The 16861-nt window shown below is 65.5% G+C and carries 18 protein-coding genes and 2 pseudogenes; 10 read left to right on the forward strand and 10 right to left on the reverse strand.

The window, feature by feature from the left end; all coding sequences use genetic code 11:
* Positions 1-13 precede the first annotated feature (13 nt).
* On the forward strand, positions 14-3628 hold the full coding sequence (locus H8F25_RS04435; RefSeq protein WP_197212179.1) for a PAS domain S-box protein: 3615 nt from the start codon (positions 14-16) through the stop codon (positions 3626-3628).
* A 176-nt stretch (positions 3629-3804) separates the two neighbouring features.
* Here the strand turns inward: H8F25_RS04435 and H8F25_RS04440 are convergent, their stop codons facing one another.
* Both H8F25_RS04440 and H8F25_RS04445 read right to left on the reverse strand, forming a co-directional pair.
* Positions 3805-4020, reverse strand: coding sequence for a hypothetical protein (locus H8F25_RS04440; RefSeq protein WP_197212180.1), 216 nt, complete (start codon positions 4018-4020; stop codon positions 3805-3807).
* Between the two features lie 21 nt (positions 4021-4041).
* Positions 4042-4320, reverse strand: coding sequence for a cupin domain-containing protein (locus tag H8F25_RS04445; RefSeq protein WP_231597085.1), 279 nt, complete (start codon positions 4318-4320; stop codon positions 4042-4044).
* Between the two features lie 447 nt (positions 4321-4767).
* On the opposite strand from H8F25_RS04445, the gene H8F25_RS04450 reads away from it, so the two are divergent.
* A complete protein-coding gene (locus tag H8F25_RS04450; protein WP_197212182.1) occupies positions 4768-5244 on the forward strand; it encodes a hypothetical protein in 477 nt (158 codons plus the stop codon).
* A 126-nt stretch (positions 5245-5370) separates the two neighbouring features.
* On the forward strand, positions 5371-5613 hold the full coding sequence (locus H8F25_RS04455) for a hypothetical protein (RefSeq protein WP_197212183.1): 243 nt from the start codon (positions 5371-5373) through the stop codon (positions 5611-5613).
* A gap of 7 nt (positions 5614-5620) precedes the next feature.
* Here the strand turns inward: H8F25_RS04455 and H8F25_RS04460 are convergent, their stop codons facing one another.
* The 4 genes from H8F25_RS04460 to H8F25_RS18095 form a co-directional block, all read right to left on the reverse strand.
* Positions 5621-5992: a DoxX family protein gene (locus H8F25_RS04460; protein ID WP_197212184.1), complete on the reverse strand. Its 372-nt coding sequence runs from the start codon at positions 5990-5992 to the stop codon at positions 5621-5623.
* 121 nt (positions 5993-6113) lie between these two features.
* Positions 6114-6347 (reverse strand): hypothetical protein, encoded by a 234-nt coding sequence (locus H8F25_RS04465; RefSeq protein WP_231597086.1) that lies wholly within the window; start codon positions 6345-6347, stop codon positions 6114-6116.
* Between the two features lie 340 nt (positions 6348-6687).
* Positions 6688-6864, reverse strand: a complete 177-nt coding sequence (locus H8F25_RS04470) for a hypothetical protein (RefSeq protein WP_197212185.1) — start codon at positions 6862-6864, stop codon at positions 6688-6690.
* Between the two features lie 22 nt (positions 6865-6886).
* The gene (locus H8F25_RS18095; protein WP_370525814.1) at positions 6887-7207 is read right to left on the reverse strand and encodes a hypothetical protein; all 321 of its coding nucleotides are present in this window, start codon (positions 7205-7207) and stop codon (positions 6887-6889) included.
* A gap of 1047 nt (positions 7208-8254) precedes the next feature.
* Here H8F25_RS18095 and H8F25_RS04475 point away from each other — a divergent pair.
* A pseudogene (locus tag H8F25_RS04475) lies at positions 8255-9031 on the forward strand (NAD(P)-binding protein); the annotation flags it as partial.
* Positions 9032-9215: 184 nt separating this feature from the next.
* On the opposite strand, the pseudogene H8F25_RS04480 reads toward H8F25_RS04475, so the two are convergent.
* Positions 9216-10375, reverse strand: a pseudogene (locus H8F25_RS04480) (IS5 family transposase).
* Positions 10376-10514: 139 nt separating this feature from the next.
* Here H8F25_RS04480 and H8F25_RS04485 point away from each other — a divergent pair.
* The 3 genes from H8F25_RS04485 (at position 10515) to H8F25_RS04500 (ending at position 12373) form a co-directional block, all read left to right on the forward strand.
* Complete coding sequence (locus H8F25_RS04485) at positions 10515-11279, forward strand: KilA-N domain-containing protein (protein ID WP_231597087.1); 765 nt, start codon at positions 10515-10517, stop codon at positions 11277-11279.
* Positions 11280-11750: 471 nt separating this feature from the next.
* The gene (locus tag H8F25_RS04495) at positions 11751-12038 is read left to right on the forward strand and encodes a nucleotidyltransferase family protein (protein WP_197212188.1); all 288 of its coding nucleotides are present in this window, start codon (positions 11751-11753) and stop codon (positions 12036-12038) included.
* On the forward strand, positions 12038-12373 hold the full coding sequence (locus H8F25_RS04500) for a DUF86 domain-containing protein (RefSeq protein WP_197212189.1): 336 nt from the start codon (positions 12038-12040) through the stop codon (positions 12371-12373). Before H8F25_RS04495 ends, H8F25_RS04500 begins: the two co-directional genes overlap by 1 nt.
* Positions 12374-12392: 19 nt before the next feature.
* Here the strand turns inward: H8F25_RS04500 and H8F25_RS04505 are convergent, their stop codons facing one another.
* A complete protein-coding gene (locus H8F25_RS04505; RefSeq protein WP_197212190.1) occupies positions 12393-12698 on the reverse strand; it encodes a hypothetical protein in 306 nt (101 codons plus the stop codon).
* Positions 12699-12865: 167 nt separating this feature from the next.
* Between H8F25_RS04505 and H8F25_RS04510 the strand changes: the two genes are divergently transcribed.
* Both H8F25_RS04510 and H8F25_RS04515 read left to right on the forward strand, forming a co-directional pair.
* A complete protein-coding gene (locus H8F25_RS04510; protein ID WP_197212191.1) occupies positions 12866-13414 on the forward strand; it encodes a 3'-5' exonuclease in 549 nt (182 codons plus the stop codon).
* Positions 13407-13874, forward strand: coding sequence for a hypothetical protein (locus H8F25_RS04515; RefSeq protein WP_197212192.1), 468 nt, complete (start codon positions 13407-13409; stop codon positions 13872-13874). Before H8F25_RS04510 ends, H8F25_RS04515 begins: the two co-directional genes overlap by 8 nt.
* A 104-nt stretch (positions 13875-13978) precedes the next feature.
* Here H8F25_RS04515 and H8F25_RS04520 read toward each other — a convergent pair whose 3' ends face one another.
* Both H8F25_RS04520 and H8F25_RS04525 read right to left on the reverse strand, forming a co-directional pair.
* Positions 13979-14377, reverse strand: a complete 399-nt coding sequence (locus H8F25_RS04520) for a hypothetical protein (RefSeq protein ID WP_197212193.1) — start codon at positions 14375-14377, stop codon at positions 13979-13981.
* A gap of 436 nt (positions 14378-14813) precedes the next feature.
* Positions 14814-15200 (reverse strand): hypothetical protein, encoded by a 387-nt coding sequence (locus tag H8F25_RS04525; RefSeq protein ID WP_197212194.1) that lies wholly within the window; start codon positions 15198-15200, stop codon positions 14814-14816.
* 409 nt (positions 15201-15609) lie between these two features.
* Here H8F25_RS04525 and H8F25_RS04530 point away from each other — a divergent pair, with 409 nt between their 5' ends.
* Positions 15610-16845, forward strand: coding sequence for a hypothetical protein (locus H8F25_RS04530; RefSeq protein WP_197212195.1), 1236 nt, complete (start codon positions 15610-15612; stop codon positions 16843-16845).
* The last annotated feature ends 16 nt before the right edge of the window (positions 16846-16861 follow it).

Genomic DNA, 16861 nt, shown 5'->3' on the forward strand with positions numbered 1-16861 from the left:
AACAGGGATATTCATGGAAGCACCTGCCCTGTTCCACCCCGGCGGTTTCCAGCGATCAGCGTCAGCCCTCGGCTCCAGCCTCGCCACCGCAATGGATCGGTGGCTGCCGTGCTGCCGATGGCGTTGCCGCTTCACCCTGCTGGTGTTTGCGCCCTCGGCCGCCGTGCTGCTGCTGGCCGCCAGCTGGCTGGCACACAATGCGCGCCAGCAGGTTCTGACGGCCTTGAAACTGCATCAAACCCACGCCATCGCGCTGGCGAACCAGTCCCTCAAAGACAGGCTGGCTCAGGCCGAGGGCGACCTCGACATGCTGACGGCGCGGCCGGAGCTGCAGCGCTGGCTGGCCGAACCCAGCCCTGCCAACCGCGCCGCCCTGGCCCAGCTCACGGGCGTGGTGGCCGAGGCCAGCGGCCACTACGACCAGATCCGCTGGCTGGATGCCGCCGGTCGGGAGCAGGTGCGCATCAACTGGCGCGGCGGCCGCGCCACACCCCTGGCTGCTGACGCCCTGCATGACAAAAGCCGCCGTTATTACGTCATTGCCGCCAAGCAGCTGGCGCCGGGGAGCACCTACATCTCACCGCTGGATCTCAACGTCGAAAACGGGCGCATCGAAACGCCAGAGAAACCGGTGCTGCGGCTGCTCCGCCCGATCGCGCCGGATCCCGCCAACCCGCAGCGGCTCATCACCCTGGTGCTGAACCTGCTGGGCCAGCCGCTGCTGGAGAGCTTCTCCGCCGTGGGCACCGAAGCTGACAGCACCCTGCTGCTGCTCAACCGCAGGGGCTTCGCGCTCTACAGCCCTGACGGCAAGGCGGACTGGGGCTTCATGACGGGCAAGCCCGCCGCCTTCCCGCGCCGCGATCCGGCGGCCTGGCGGCTGATCCAGGCACAGACCAACGGCCAGCAGCTCCTGGCCAGCGGCCTGTGGACCTGGCAGTCCCTGCATCCGTTTCAGACCAACCTCTTCACCAGCGAACACGACGGCAGCGATCTGCGGCCGTTTGACACCAGGCCGCGCTGGATCGCCGTCAGCCACATCAGCGCAGCGCAGCTGGCGCAACGGCAATGGGCCGTCACCCAGCCGATTGCCATCAGCACCGCACTGGGCCTGGCCGCCCTGGCGGGATTCAGCGCCTGGGTTGGCCGCAGGCTAGAGCGGGGCCACCAGGCCGACAGTCGGCTCGCCCTGGTGGCCCAGAACGCGGCGAATGTGATCTACGCCGCCGATGCCCAAGGCCGCCTCATCTGGGTGTCGGATTCCACCCAGACGCAGCTGGCGCTCGACCCCAGCACCCTGCTGGGCCGTCCCCTCGCTGCCCTGCTCCTGGAAGACGACCGCCCCCTGGCCGAACAGGCCCAGGCGCAGCTCAGCCAGGGCCAGACGGCCACCTTCCAGGGCCGTATCCTCGATGGCGCTGGCGTTGAGCACTGGCTGGAGATCAGCAGCCGCTCGGCGGTGGCCGCCGATTGCAGCCTCCAGCAGGCGGGCGCCTGGCGCCTGATCGATATCGAGCACCAGCAGCAGCAAGCGCTGGACCAGGCCCAGCAGCACATGGCTGCCGTCACAGCGAATGCCCCGGTCGGCATGGTGCTCACCACCGCCGACGGCCGGTTTGTGGAGGTCAACCCAGCCTTCTGCGCCATGCTCGGCCTCAACCGCCAGCAGCTGCTGGCCTCCACCTGGCAGAAGATCACCTACCCAGCCGATCTGGACGACGATCTGGCCCTGGTGCAGCAGATCCTCAAGGGCGAGCGCAACACCTACCGCCGCCGCAAGCGCTTTCTCCATGCCGACGGCCATGTGATCTGCGGGGACCTCTCGGTGGCCACCCTCCGCCGGGATGACAGCGTGGTGGAGTCGTTCATCGCCCAGGTGATCGACATCAGCCGCAGCGTCAAGACCGAGCAACAGCTCAGGCAGGCCAGGGAGCACTACCGGCTGCTGGCGGAAAACGCCGCCGATGTGGTGCTCAAGTGCGACCACCGGCACCAGCTCAGCTGGATTTCACCCTCGGCGGCCGAGCTGTTCGGCAGCAGCACCGACAGCATCCTCAACAGCGCCCTGCCGGACTGGCTGCATCCGGACGACCGGCAGGCCTTCCAGGACTACCACCAGCGCCTGGCGCGTCAGCTCGCTCCCACCGCCAACGGAGCGGGCCAGCTGCTGCGCCTGCGCACCGGCGGCGGCAGCGACCGCTGGGTGGCGCTGCGGATGCAGCTGCTGCGCGATCGCGGCCACGCCATCCAGGGTGCCGTGATCAGCCTGCGCGATGTGCACGAGATGACCATCGCCCGCCAGCAGCTCGACAGCCAGCGCCTCTTCCTGCGCGCCACGCTCGACTCGCTCCTGGATCCGCAGCTCACCCTCGATCCGCTGCGCAACGAGAACGGGCGGATCGTCGACTTCCTCCTGGCCGACGGCAACAGCGCCAGCTACGCCTTCCTGGGCCAACCGGCCAGCCGCCTGTTGGGCCGCACGATCACCAGCATCTTCCCGGGGGTCGCCAAGCAGGGCCTGCTCGATTGCTACCGCAACGTGATGGACTCCGGCGAACCGCTGCTGCTCACCGATTTCGTCTACACCGACCAGGAAGTGCTGGACCGCGACCTCGTGGTTGATCTCAGCGCCGTGCGGGCAGCCGACAGCCTCTCGCTCACCTGGCGTGATGTCAGCGAGCGCTACAGCAAGGCGCAGGCCCTGGCCGCCTCAGAAGAGCGCTACCGCCTGCTGACCGATAACGCCATCAGGCTGATCGTGCGCATCCGGGACAACCGCCTGATCTGGCTCAGCAACAACGCCCAATCCATCCTCGGGGCGCCGCCTGAACAGTGGATCGGCCGGAGCGTGCAGGAGCTCCTCCATCCCGATGATCTGGCGCTCACCCTCAGCGCCCAGACCGCCCTGCAGCAGGGCGGAGCGATCGAGCGTCAGGGCCGGCTGCTCACCGCCGATGGCACCTACCACTGGTTCTCCATCGCCGCCAAGCCCTTCCTCGATGCCCATGGCACACCCGATGGCTTCCAAGTGTCGCTGTGCAACATCGATCAGGAGGTAGCCGCCGCAGCCGAACTCGATTACCGCGCCAGCCACGATCTGCTCACCGGACTGCTCAACCGCAATTCCATCCTGGAGCGCCTGGAGGCCCTGCTGGCTGATCCCGATCCGCGCGCCGGCAGCACCGGCGTGCTGTTCATCGATGTCGATAAGTTCAAGCAGGTGAACGACACCTGCGGCCATGCCGCCGGTGATGCCGCGCTCATCACCCTGGCCGATCGCATTCGCCACTGCCTGCGCCAGAACGATCTGGCCGGCCGCATGGGCGGTGATGAACTGCTGGTTGTGTTCCAGGGCCTCCATGCCCGCGAGCAGGCCACCGCCATTGCCGAGAAACTCCGGGCCGCTGGCTGCCAGCCCATCCCCCACAACGGTGGCAACCTTGAGGTCAGCCTCAGCATCGGCGTCGCCATCGCCAACCCAGGCGAAACCGTCGACACCCTCATCGCCCGCGCCGATGCCGCCATGTACTCCGCCAAGCAAGGCGGCCGCAATCAGGTGATCACCATCGACACCGACATCGATCCCAACAGCCAGCTCCAGCAGAACCACTCACGGGAGGCGGCCTGAGGCGGCTGCAGCAGGTGCCCGCCAGCCAGCACCAGAACGCTTGAGTACCCATCGCCGTTGGGCCACAAGGCGCTCTTCCAGCTCCACCGGAAGGTGGACCCGCACTGACAAACCCGGCACCTGAGTCAGCACGCCGTTGAGCCGTCTGCGACAGCAGGACCTGGTGCGCTGATCCGTCAAGGCCGCTGGGCGGTGTCGATCAGCAGGTTCTGCAGCAACTCTGTGCTGCTGATCAGCAGGTGAGCCATCCAGATGCTCGTCAGCCTCGGCTCCGCCATTCGATCGCCCCGGCACTGGCCGATGGCCTGCTTGATCTCAGCCAGCTCCCGGTCGATGTTGCGCACCATCGCCTCGGTGGTCTCGCGGGGCGTGGGGCGGGGAGGTGTCTGCATGAGTTGCGCCCTGGCGGGTCTTCAGCCGAACCGGTAGTGCTTGCGCATAGGGGCGTGCACATCCCAGGTGCAGCTCAGGCCCTGCTCGAACACCACCAGATCACCGGCTCCGAACCGGACCGGCTTACCGCCCTCCGGGGTGACGGTGACATCACCCTCCAGCAGCAGGCAGGTCTCATGCTCGTCGTAGGTCCAGGGGAAGGTGCTGACCCCACAGCCCCAGGTCGGCCAGCTCGTCACGCCCAGGCTCTGCAGCTCCGCCGGATCCGGGTTGGACGTGACCGTGATGCCGGCTGCCATGGCTTTCTGCGTGAGGACCGGGGGCATTGTCGGCGGCAGCCAGGTAATAGGCGGTGAGCACAGCGTCGCACCGAGAGGTGCGCTTGCAACTCCTCCGGGGCGTTCCTCCACGACAGCCGCGATGGGTCATGGCCACTGCCACCTCTGCTCCTCCTCCCGCCACCAGCACTGCCGCCGCCTCCAGCGGCCAGGGCGCTGACGACAACTACGCACCCGCCGGCCAGAACGCCGATGGGAGAACTGATCCCCAGGGCGACACCACCTCAGGCGAATCGGCAGCGCCGCCGGCAACGGCAGCCGCCGCTGCCGCTGATCCCGGAGCCGACGACAGCCGCTCCTCCGATCCGCTCAAGGCCGAACGCCGCAAGAACAACCAGCTGGAAAAGGAGATCCGCACCCTTCGCCAGCAGCTGAACCGCTTCTCGGAGATCAACCCCGAGGTGCCCCGTGACCCTCCGACTGCTGCACCTGTTCTTCTCACCCTTCAAAGCCATGAATGCTCTGCTCGATCGCATCGTCGCCGTGATCGCCGACTTCCAGTCACGCGAGGCGGACCTGCGCCAGCAACTGGCCGATGCCCTGGAGGATGACGCCGCGGACGCTGCTGCCATCGATGCGGCTCGCCGCGATGCCCTGGCTGCGATGGAACGCGCCGCCACGGCTGAGGCGCTGATGGCCCAGCTGCAGGCCAGCGCCGATGACGCCACCAGCCAGCTCACCGCCATCGACGCCTTCATCGATCCGTTCGTGCCGGCCCTCACCGAGGTTCAGGTCGCCGCAGATGACGAGGCCACAGCCGTCACTGAGCCGGATGCCGCCCCTTCTGAGGCGACGACTGTTGAGGTTGTCGCAGGCGACAACTCTGGTGCCCATGATGCTGCCCCTGAGCCGGACACCGATTCCGACGAACCCGCAGCGGCCTGATCGCCATGCCGCGCCGGAGCAAGGACTTCTACCGCGGCATCTCCTTCCAGCCGCCCGCTGCCGTCGCGGCTGCTGCCCGTCGCGCCCTCGAACGGCGCGCCCAGCAGCCGCCTTCTCAGCGGGGTTATGACGCCGGTGGGCCTGGCCCGGGCCCGCCAGCTCGCCAATCGCCAGGAGCTCGCACCGCAGACGATTGATCGGATGGTGAGCTACTTCGCTCGCCATGCTGTCGACAAGCAGGGCTCCACCTGGAGCACCTACGGCAAGGGCCGCCAGGCCTGGGATGGCTGGGGCGGCGACCCCGGCCTGCGCTGGGCCCGCTCCATCGCCCGCCGGATGGATGTCGCCGAGAAGCGCGGCAGACGCTGAACGGTCCTCAGGCCGGATCGCGATCGATCACCAGCAGCAGGCCGCCGATGATCGCCAGGTTCTTCAGCAGCTGAATCCGCTGCATGGTGTCGGCCACATCGCTATGGAAGATCAGCGTCGTCGGCACCAGGAACAGCAGCAGCAGGATCGCCCCCAGCCGTGCCTTCCAGCCGCTGATCACCAGAGCGGAGCCCACCGCCATCAGCGCCATCGCCGCCACCAGCAGCAGCGGCGCCAGCGGCAGGCCCTTGGCGGCGATCACGCCGGCCACGGCGCCAAAGCCCGTCAGCTTGCCGATCACGGCATTCACGAACACCAGGCACAGCAGCACCCGGGCGATCCGGTTCAGCAGGGAGGGTCTACGGGTCTGCTCGGTCATGGCGCTGCTGCATCTGGCGGCATTGTGCGCACCACTCGACTCGGGTGGCGTGCCGCAGGGAAGGCCCCTGCAAGCCGCTGACCCGCCGGGGCCTGTGCCAGGGGCCCGGAGGCCCCCAGCCTCAGAGCACCGCCACGGTGCCCAGGCGCCTGGCCTGCAGCTTGCGAGCCAGCTGATGCGCCAGCTGCGCCGGAATGAAGCGGGGCTTCTTCACCGGCACGCCACGGCGGCCATAGAAGACCACATGGCGCTCGGCATCATGCGTCTTGATGCCACCGGGATAGACATAGACCGCCAGCTGGCGGATCTCGCAGCGGGGAGAGGAGGAGGCCATCACGAAGGAGGCGAGGGACACCCGCGTCAGGCCTCGGCTGTAGCGACCCGGCCGAACCTGACGAAAACTGCCCGTCCATCGGCTTGCAGACATTGGGTACGGTCCGTGGCGAGACAGCTGGGGCAGCGGGCCTTCCTCCCTCCCCTCGCCGACCGTGTTGGCTACCGGGCCCCGCCAGTGCTGCACCTATCCGCCAGCAGGCTCTGTGTCTCCGGTGGATCAGCTGTGGTGATCTGCCGCGCCGTGGTGGTCGTCGGCCATTCGCTGGCCCGTTTCCCCGCTGAGTGGCGCTGTCTGGCCATGGCGGCTGCGACCAGCAAGAAGGCGAGGCACCAGCATGAGCCCCGCCTGGCGCCTGCCCTCAGAAGGGCAGCAGTGCCTCAAGCGCCGGATCAACGGACATGGCCGGCGCAGCTGCCCGCTGCTCAAACAGCACCTGGGCCGCCAGCTCAGCCAGCCGTGGCCAGCGCTCACCGCAGAACACCAGATCTTCCAGGAGCTGGCAGGAGATCTGGTGGCAATGTCCGCAGAGATCCAAGCCGCGGAAAACTGCGCATCAATCAGACTTCAGGGCAGACGATTTCTCTCAGGATCTCCACACAGGTGGCACGGAGATCCGGTGGCAGGGAACCGATGCGACGCCTGACCAGAGGCATCGCCACAGACGTCATCCGAATCAGGCGACACCGGGAGGACACCTTCAGTCCGCTCTGGCTGAACTGGGGGTGATCAGCCGGGATATCCAGCTCATCCCTGTGGGCTGCTCCTGCAACCTTTGAGCTGATGAAGGCAAGGAGAACATCCTGATGGCGGTCACTCAGGCAGATCACCATCGCCGGGCAGGGGTTGACGTTGGGCCCATCCGTGAAGGGAAACGCCACCAGGACGATTTCAGAGCGAGCCTGTATGAGCCCGCCGCGACCGGCTCGCCGTCACTGAAGCTGTAGAGATCAGGCTCCAAGGCAAGGTCATCGAACGCATGACCAGCCTGCGCGATCTGTGCCAGCTCATCGCTGCCGAGCTCGCCGCAGTCCTGCCCCAGCTGCTCCAGCAGCCAGCGGCGATCAGCGTCGGGGAGGCTCCGGATGACCTCCAGGAGGTTCCTGGTGAGTTGCGGGTTGGTCATGGATCGAGGCTATCGCCGTCCGCCATGCTCAGGATCGGCACTGGCCGGAGCGGAGTCGAGGCGTTGGGTCTCCAGGTCTCCTTCCCAGCAGAGGCACCCCCGAAAAGCCCGGATCTCGCCTTGCTGCTCAAGCTGGGGCAGCGTGGGCAAGCTCAAAGCCACCTGTCTCATCTTGCTGTGGGCACCCGATGCTTGCATTGTCTGAGCCAGTAGGCGGCCGCGATGGCTCAGGCATGTCCCGACGTTTCGTCCTACGAACGATAGTGGCTGCCCATGAGCCGGCAGCCGCAAGCGTCAGCAGACATTGTGTAAGACCCGATACAGGGACAATCACCACACCGTAGTTTTCAGGATCGAGATTCGCGGCGACAGGACAAAGATCGCCCGATTGCAGGTTTGCCTCGAGTCTGTTCTTGGTGAGACCAACCTTCAGGTGCAAGGGGAAGATGACATACTCCGGAATTGCTGTGATCATCTGTTTGATCCCGTACGTGCCGCTCACGATCCTGCGAGCCACTCCAGACAGATCGCCGGGCATTGATTCTTCCGACCGAATGCTCGACTGAGAGCAGCTAGCCGCAGATCTTTGCCATGTCGACAACCGCGTGGTCTGCATGGAGAAGCATTCGTGGTCCAGAGGAGCGCCGAGGCTTCTCAACAACCAAGTGCCACCCACCGTCCCATTTCTCAGCAGCACTGCCCCGGCAGCGCCAGGATGCCTGCAGGCATGTAGACGACGTGGCGGCGAGCACCATCACTCTTTGATTACCTTGCAGAGGCTGAGCCGATGTTCGGAGGAGCCATGCCAGACCAGACCACGCCTCTTGGAAGACCATCCCATGTGGTCGTCGTCGGAGCTGGATGGGCTGGCTGGGGAGCCGCCAAGGCACTCTGTGAAGCCGGACTTCGTGTCACCTTGATTGATGGAGGGCCTGATCCAACAGGTCGTCAACCAAGCACAACCAAGAGCGGCAAGCCTTTCGAGGCAGGCACGAGAGGGTTCTGGAAAGACTATCCCAACATCAATGCTCTCACCGATGAACTCGGCATTGGGGATGTCTTCACGGACTTCACGACGAGTGCATTCTGGTCGCCCGATGGGTTGGAGGCAACAGCGCCCGTCTTTGGAGATGCGCCCCAATGGCCAAGTCCCCTTGGTCAGATGGTAGCAACCATCACGAACTTCACACGACTACCCATTCAGGACCGGCTCAGCATTGCTGGACTTCTTTATGCGATGCTTGACCTCAACCGCAGTGAAAAGACGTTCCAGCAGTACGACGATCTCGATGCGCAATCACTCTTTGTTAGGCTCGGCATCAGTGAGCGGCTCATCAATGAGTTCTTGCGCCCCACCCTGCTGGTTGGCTTGTTCAAGCCGCCCGAGGAGCTTTCGGCTGCGGTTACCATGGAGCTTCTCTATTACTACGCCCTGGCCCATCAAGACTCATTTGATGTCCGGTGGATCAAGTCGAAAAGTATCGCCGAACATCTGTTTGCTCCGCTCAGTCGAAGGCTGATCTCCTGCCATCATCTGCAGGTCCTGGGCGGAACGTTGGTCACACGGGTGAATTTGGCGTCTCGCTTAAGAGTTTGCGGAAAACCGTCAGAAACGCCGCGTTCCTCCCTCGCGTGATCTGATTACGCGCTGTTCGGGCTGGATTCGTTGATTCAGCGGTTCAGAACGCCAGATTTCAGGCGTTTTGCCCCGTTGGGGCTTCCTGGAAGCCGCCTCGTTGGCACACCTCTGGGCAACCACCTGTTCATGCCGCCGCCATCGCCGGTTTGAGCAGGTTGCCCAGCCGGATCAGGTTGTAGGCGATCACGTGCAGGCCAAACACTGCACCCACCTTTTCGGTGCCGCGCAGCTTGAACTGACGCAGACCGCCCCACTGCTTGATCCAGCCAAACACCTTCTCGATGCCGCGGCGGGCATTGATCGACTTGCCGTAGCCCTCATGGCGAGTGGTGCGGCCATCAATGGCGGAACCACCAGAGCGAGCAGTGTTCTGAGCCACGTGAGGTGTGACTCCGATGCGGCGCATCTCTGCGACAAAGCCCCTGGTGTCGTAGTTCTTGTCGGCACCGATCGTTTTCTGGTGGGCACCGGGACGATCTGCCGCCATCACCTTGGCGGCATCCCGCTCTCCGGTGCCCGTCGCTTGCGTGACGCGACAGTCGACGATCAGGGCATGGCGGTTGTCCATGAGCACGTGCCCCCGGTAGCTGGGCAACGCCGGATGGGCCTTGGATTTGCGGCACAGCAAGGCATCCGGATCGACGCCGGAGCGATGGGTCTTGTTGCTGAGCTTGATGCCGCGGAAATCCCCTTTCGCGCGCTTCCTGCCGGGCTTTGGAGCACCAAAGCCCTCGCCAGGGCCCGATGGCGGCGGCGGCGGATCGTCCTGCCCATCAATTCGCTCCAGCGAGGCATGGGACGCCCAGGCCTGCAGCAGGGTGCCATCCACCGAGAAGTGCTCATCGCTGAGCAGCGGCCTGACCTCCGGCGCACCCATCAACTTCTCCAGGAAGCGCCCCATCACCTCCTCGTTGAGCAGCCGCTCGCGGTTCTTGGTGAACGTTGTCGGATGCCAGATCGGATCATCCGGGCTGAGACCCACGTAGCCGCAGGCCCGGCGAAGCCGTACCAGCGAAACAGCAGGTTGTAGTGGAGCTGCTCCAGCAAAAGACGCTCCGAGCGGATGCCATAGAACGCCTGCAGCAACGAGGCCAGAAGCAGCTGCTCGGGCGGCACCGATGGCCGGCCTTCTGAGGCGTACAGCGCGCAGAAGGTGGGATTGAGTCGATCAAGGGCCTGATCGGCCAGCTTGCGGATCCGCCGCAGCGGATGACTGGCCGGAATCCGATCCTCGACCGAGACGTAGGAGAACAGCGAGCCGGTGCGCTCCTGTCGACCTCGCATCACAGGGTGGGCGGTTGCCCCATTTTCGCAGGGATGGGCGGGTTTTTCAGCGAACTCTTAACGGCGCCATGGCCAGCAGAGCCTGCCTCCTCAGAGCCACTACCCCGATCTTTCTCCATCCCCTACTGCTCTCGATCCGATGCAGACGAACGCGCTGGTGTCCCGCTCCTGGAACGGGACACCGATCTCACGGCGAACCGCCGACGGCTACGTCAATGCGACAGCCATGTGCAAAGCCAACGGCAAGCGGTGGAAGGACTACCGCGAGTCCGACCGGTGCCAGCTCTATCTGGACGCCCTGGAAAGCGTGGCCGGAATTTCCGTCCACGCTCTTGTTGAGTCCCGCTCAGGCGGTGCCGGTGGCGGCGGCACCTGGGTCCATCCCCAGGTCGCGGTCGACCTGGCCCGCTGGATCAGCGCCCCGTTCGCGGTCTGGATGGACGGTTGGTTTCTCGAGAGCGCCCAGCAGGCCGCGCCGGCGCCAGTGGAGACAAACCCGCCCAGGCTCCGGGAGGCCGAGGTGATCGCCCTGGTGGAGCGCAGCATCGGCCTTTTCGAGCGGCTGGGGGGGCTGGATCAACGCGACAAGCTGCTGTTCAAGGACATCGTGCGTAGCAACGTGCTGACCGCCAGCTCGGGGCAGGCGCTTCTACCGGGCATTGGCGCCGATGAGGAGTTGACCCTGGGCGATGCCTGGCTGGAGGTGTTCCAGCAGGTGCTGCCGCGAACCCAGTTCTGCGCGGCAGGCAAGCTCGTCGCCAAGGCCTACCGAGAGGAGTTCGGCCAGGAGCCGCCCTGCCGTCAGCAGTACGTCGACGGGGCACCCCGCCAGGTCAGGAGCTACCGGCGCTCCTGGCTGGTCGACACACTGCAGCGGCTGCGCAGCCAGCTGGGGGGAAGCTGATGGGGTTACCAAGAGCACGCGCCAGCCGCCCTCAGCTTCCGGCCAACCAGGTCACACTCTCCAACGCCCAGGAATGGGCTGATGCACGATCAGCTGGCCAAAACCTCGGAGTCAGCGAGAAAACCTTGGGCCGCTGGCGCAAGGCCGGCTTCCTCCAGCCCGGAGTGCATTGGCGCCGCAAATTCCCGAGCACCAATTCACCCGTTCTATATCACCTGGAGCGCTGCAATACGGCGATGAATGAAGCAACTGCACGCTCTGCCGCCCTGCTGGAGACGTGAGTCAAAGCGATGAGGACGCTATTCACCCCACGAGTTGCCAGCAGCCTTCCAAGTCCCCCGCGGGGCCTGCAGTCGCAAGTAGGACAGCTCCCATGCGGAGACTGCACGGGGCGCCGCAGGTCCAGGCCTGAGGGCGCCCGGCCTACTCTGAGAAGGCTTCCTTGCCGAGGACATCAGAGGAGTACACACCATGCGTCTCGCCGAGCTGCAGCACCTGGCACCTCAGATCCATGAGCTGCTGGGCCGTTTCGGAGCGAGCAACCTGGCTGTCTTCGGGTCTGTCGCCAGGGACCAGGCGAGGCCTGGCAGCGATGTGGACCTGCTGGTGGATCTGCCAGATGGGGCCAGTCTGTTTGATCGTGCAGAGTTGAAGTCGGCCCTGGAGGAGCTGCTGCTGACGCGGGTGGATCTGATCCGGCGTCGCAACCTGAAGCCCGGCCTCAGGGATGTCGTGGAAGCAGAGTCCGTCGCACTCTGATGGAGCCGAGAGATCGCCAAGCTCTTGAAGACATCCTTGGAGTTCTGGATCGCGCTTTGGAGTTCCCGGTCCAGAACTACCAGACGCTGGAGAAGACAACCTATTTTCAGGATGCGGTGATTCGATGCCTGGAGGTGCTCGGAGAGGCCACAAAGCGATTGAGCAGTGAAGTCCGGCTCGCGAACCCTGAAATTCCCTGGCGTGCCATGGCAGGAATGCGCGACGTGCTGATCCATGCCTATGACCAGATCGATCTGGAGGAGGTCTGGATGGCCTATCAGCGCTTCCCTGAGATCAGGCGCCAGGTCGCCGACATCCTTGAGAAGAACGGGTAGGGCCGACTCTCTGATGGCTTCAAGGTGAGGCCGTCGGCAGTGTCGAGGCAACCAGGACGTCGTGTGCGCGCTGGAAGGCGGCTTCCGTACCTGCCGCCGAAGCCCAGGGATAGGAGCGCAGGTGTACCTCGAGGCTGTGTCCCATCGAGCGGGCCGCCGAGCCGGCATCGAGGTGCATCGACAGTGCCAGGGCGGCCTTGGGCTGGGAACCGCTCAGCTCCAGCAGATCGAGGATGTGCAAGGGCTCCAGCAGCTCCGGCGGGGGGTAGGCAAAGGCCGTGCGCCGTGATGCCAGAGAGCCTTGAACGGTGGTGGGACTGGCCACGCGATGGGGTGGGAGTGCATCCGTCCAGCGTCACAACGCCGCCGCTAGAACGAACCATTTTTCCTGCGAAGAAGGAAGCTGACCGCCTATGGGCCGGAACCATGCGGATCCCGCATCCTTTGCGCTGCCGGAGATCCAGATGCCTCGGCCGCGGTTATGCCAGGGGCATGCCAGCGAGTCCCATTCCCGTTCCGCCCATACCCAGGCCCCTCCCGGAGCTGCTCCCTCCAGGGGCGGATGGCTTCGCGGTGGTGGATCTGGAGACCACCGGCACCGGCCAGCTCTGCCGGATCGTGGAGATCGCCCTGCTGCTGCTCTCGCCCGAGGGGGAGCTCCAGCAGGAGTGGACGACGGTGATCGACCCGGGCGTCCCCATCCCCAATGCCGCCGTCCACGGCATCGATGACGCCCTGGCTTCCTCGGCCCCGGTGTTCGCGGATGTGGCACCCGAGCTGGCGGGCCTGCTGCACGGCCGCGTGCTGGTGGCCCACAACCTCGATCGCGGCTGTTTGCCTGGGCAAATCCGTGGCCCGATCCTGCGGCACCACTTCTGGGAGGCCGGCAGCCGCCACCCGGAGCTGGTGGTGAATCTGGGCGATGGGATCGACACGATGCCCAACCCCTTCCAGAGCCTGGGGAAGCTCTGCGCCGCCCGCGGCATCACCCTGACCGGCGAGGACGCCACCTGTTCTCTGAAACAGCCTCGCCATGGGTGACACCCGAGCCCTGGCGGCCCTGCTGCGCCACGGACTGCCCCATCTGCAACCCTCGCGTGCTGCCGCACGGGTGGCCGGATCCGCTGCCGCTGCCCGACCTGCTTCCCTGCGGCCGCGTCTCTCAGGGCTGCCCCAGCCGGCCCCGCCCAGCCACGACTGGTTGCCCACAACCGTGACCATTCCCTCTGCCGGGGGAACCATCGCCTTCCTCGGCGAGGACGCCCACGGCTGGGAATTCAAGGTGCAGAAGGCCCTGGAGCACGCCATCAGCCTCGGGCTCATTCCCGTCCCTCTTGATCCGGATGCCACGGCTGATCTGGTCGTCGTCAGCAGCGTGTTCATCGACAGCCCGCTGATGCGCCACCTCCGCACCGCCGGCACCGCGGTGGTGGAGAGCAACGCGTTTCTGGAAGCTCAGCGCGGGCGTGCGCTACCGGGGAAGCGGTGGGGGGAGCTCTGACCCTGGGCGGCAGGGTGATGCCAGCTCAGCCCCTTCAGCTCAGCAGGGCATCACGCACATCCGAGAGCCGCACCATCAGGGTGGAGGGATCGAGCGGGGAGGGCTCAAAGCCCATGTGCAGATAGAACGCTCTGGCTGCTGGTGATGCGGGCCTGGGCCTCGATGAGCGCCTGCTCAAGCAGCTGCCGATTGCGGATGGGGCCGGCACAGCGACCAAAGCGGCGCCACTCAGCCGCGAGGGACTGAACGCGCCAGCCGAGCTGATGAGCAGCCCGACCGATGACCTGATCAGCGCCACGGGCACCGCCATGAAGGAGGAGATGAACAGCCCGGCCACCGCTGCGCTGGAGCAGGGCAGAAGCGATGCGCTCAACGGGCCAGGCCAGATCACGCCCGCCCCCGGCGACGATGACCAGAGAGCGATGGAGCTGAACAGGGCGAGACAGCAGGCCAGGGAGGGCCAATGCAGCGGCCGGGGCCACTGCAGCAGAAGACAAGCTCATGGCTACAGAGCAAACGAACGGGGCAAGTTGTCTGAGGATTTCGTTGCCGCCGGCGATGGGCTCGTGGCCTTTGGCGCAACCTTTATTCTACCAGTACAAGCGCACTGCAGGGCCGGCAGAACCGCTGCAGGGCAATGGAACTCAACGGGCCGATGCCACTGGAAGCCGAGGAATCTCGATGCAAAGAAGGGGCACTGAATGAGCCGCCAAACCAACACCGACCGCGCAGCCGCGCGAGGCCACCTGAGTCAGCACCCCGCGCACCGCAAGGGACGGGCCGCCACGCCACCGCAGCCGCGGGAGCGCGGCTAAGCCCGCTACCACCCACCACACCGGCCCCAGCGCGGAGGGCGGCGGCGGCTGGCCGATGCACGCCACGGCTCAGCCGGGCACGCTGAAGGACGGCCGACGACGACCGGAGCCCTGCGGTGGCTGCTCAGCCCCAGGGAACGTCCAGGAACTCCACCAGCAGCACGCCTCGGTGGGTGCCGTGGATCTTCACCAGTCCAGCCCTGGCGGCCTGCTCCATGCCTGCGCGCTCCTTGCGCACCTGCTCTGCTGTGGCCAGAACCCGCACCCAGCCGCCGGTCATGAAGTCTTCGTGGCCCGTCTCGAAAGCCTGCAGCCGCCAATGCCGGTTGCTGCTGCGCTCGTAGTAGAGCCCGCCACCCGTGGGATCTGTTCCCTCAGCCCAGACTTGATCGACCATCAGCTTGCCGATCGCCAGCGGGTCGTGGGCTGCGGCATCGATGGCATCGCCATCCAGCACCAGCGGATTGCCCGGGTCGTCGCGGTTGTCAGAGACGATCAGACGGGATGCCATGAATCGCAGTTTGGCCTCCACCAAACAGCTTCAGCCGAACGGTGCAAGAGATGCAAGAGAACGCCGTTGAACGGAAGGGCATCCTCCACAGCAATGGCACTGGAGGCTGGCGGGGAATCTCTTGCACAGGGGTTGCGGGACCTGGCGAAGCCGCTGCGGGAGGGCTTCTCTTGCAGATTCTCTTGCAGGCCCCTTGGCCAATCCCTGAGAATTCAGTCGGGGCGACAGGATTCGAACCTGCGACCTAGTGCTCCCAAAGCTCGCGTTTTGCTGATTTGCAAACGCCAGGCCAGTGCTGGGATCTCGCCCCAAAAAGCAGTTTGCCACTGGGTTTGACGGTGCCGCTACTTGGCTCCCGATGCCGCAGCGTGCCACTCTGTGGGGCGGAATCTCTCCCCAAATCTCTCCCATGCCTCGTCCGGGTGACTGGGTAACGCTTCTGCGGGCAGGTCTCTCCCACAGCCTCTCCCAGGAGGGATGCCGCTCTGGGATCACGGTCAACGAGAAGCGGGGCAAGGCGCGCGTCAACATCGCTGAGTCGCTGGGGAACGGACGCCGCCGTCAGGTGCCGCTGCCGATCGACTGGTCGTCGGAGAACGTTGATGCGATCCGGGATGCCGCCCTCGCCGTTTATCGCAACCTCGTTGCCGGAAAGCCGATCGAGACTGTCATTGCGGGTCTCTGCGCAGCCCAAAGTGATGACGACTCTCAGGATCCATCCCCCGTGGATGCCGGGCTGATCAACTGGCCGGCGTTGGTGGAAGCCTTCCGTGAGCGAAAGATCGGCAGTGGCGAGATCAAGCCAACGACCTGGACCAACACGTATGTCCGCCGCATGCGATTGATCCTGGCTGCGGTCGATCGTTGCCAGACACCGGTGCAGCTACTCGAGGCCATCACCGCTCCCTGGGCGAATCAGCCTGGATGCCGGGGACGGCAGCTTCAGGTGCAGCAGACCGCTGCAATCCTGCGCTGGGGTGTTGATACGGGCCGCCTCCCTGCAACCTGGGCACCCCCTCTTGATCTGACGCCCTATGTGGGCAGACGGCGTGAGACGGCCTCTGTGACAACGCCGCTGACGGTGGACGAAATTCAGGCGCTGGTGGAGGCGATCCCGGATCCCAAGTGGCGCTATGCGTTTCAGCTGCTCTCCGCCTATGGATTGCGCCCGGAGGAACTGCAGCACCTTGAAATCCGCAACGGGCGTCTCTGGTGCAACTACTCCAAGGTCTCCAGTCGGGGGAAGACCGAGCCACGGCCCCTGCGGCTGTTGCCCTGCGATCCGTGGGCTGCAGCCTGGAATCTGGAGGCCACCTTCCGCTCGGATCGCCTCCCCCCAATGAAACCGGGCCTTGGTGCCGATTCAATGGGTCTCTACATGCGCCGCCGTGCACTCTGGCGCGAGCTGCGGCGTCGCTACGAAGAACAGGGCGAGAAATTGGTGCTCTATTCCTGCCGCCATGCCTATGCACATCGGGCCCATACGCTCTGCCCGATGCTGCCCACCAAATTCGTCGCGGCGGCCATGGGGCACAGCCTGGAGACGCACCTTGCCGCCTACAGCCGCTGGATCGGAGATGACGAAGTGGATGCTGCCTTCGAGCGGGCGTCGCAGCGGATGGAGCAGGATCTCCGTGCAGGCTGAAGGGTCTTGGGCTGCA

Source organism: Synechococcus sp. CBW1004 (assembly GCF_015840715.1).
GTDB lineage: Bacteria > Cyanobacteriota > Cyanobacteriia > PCC-6307 > Cyanobiaceae > Cyanobium.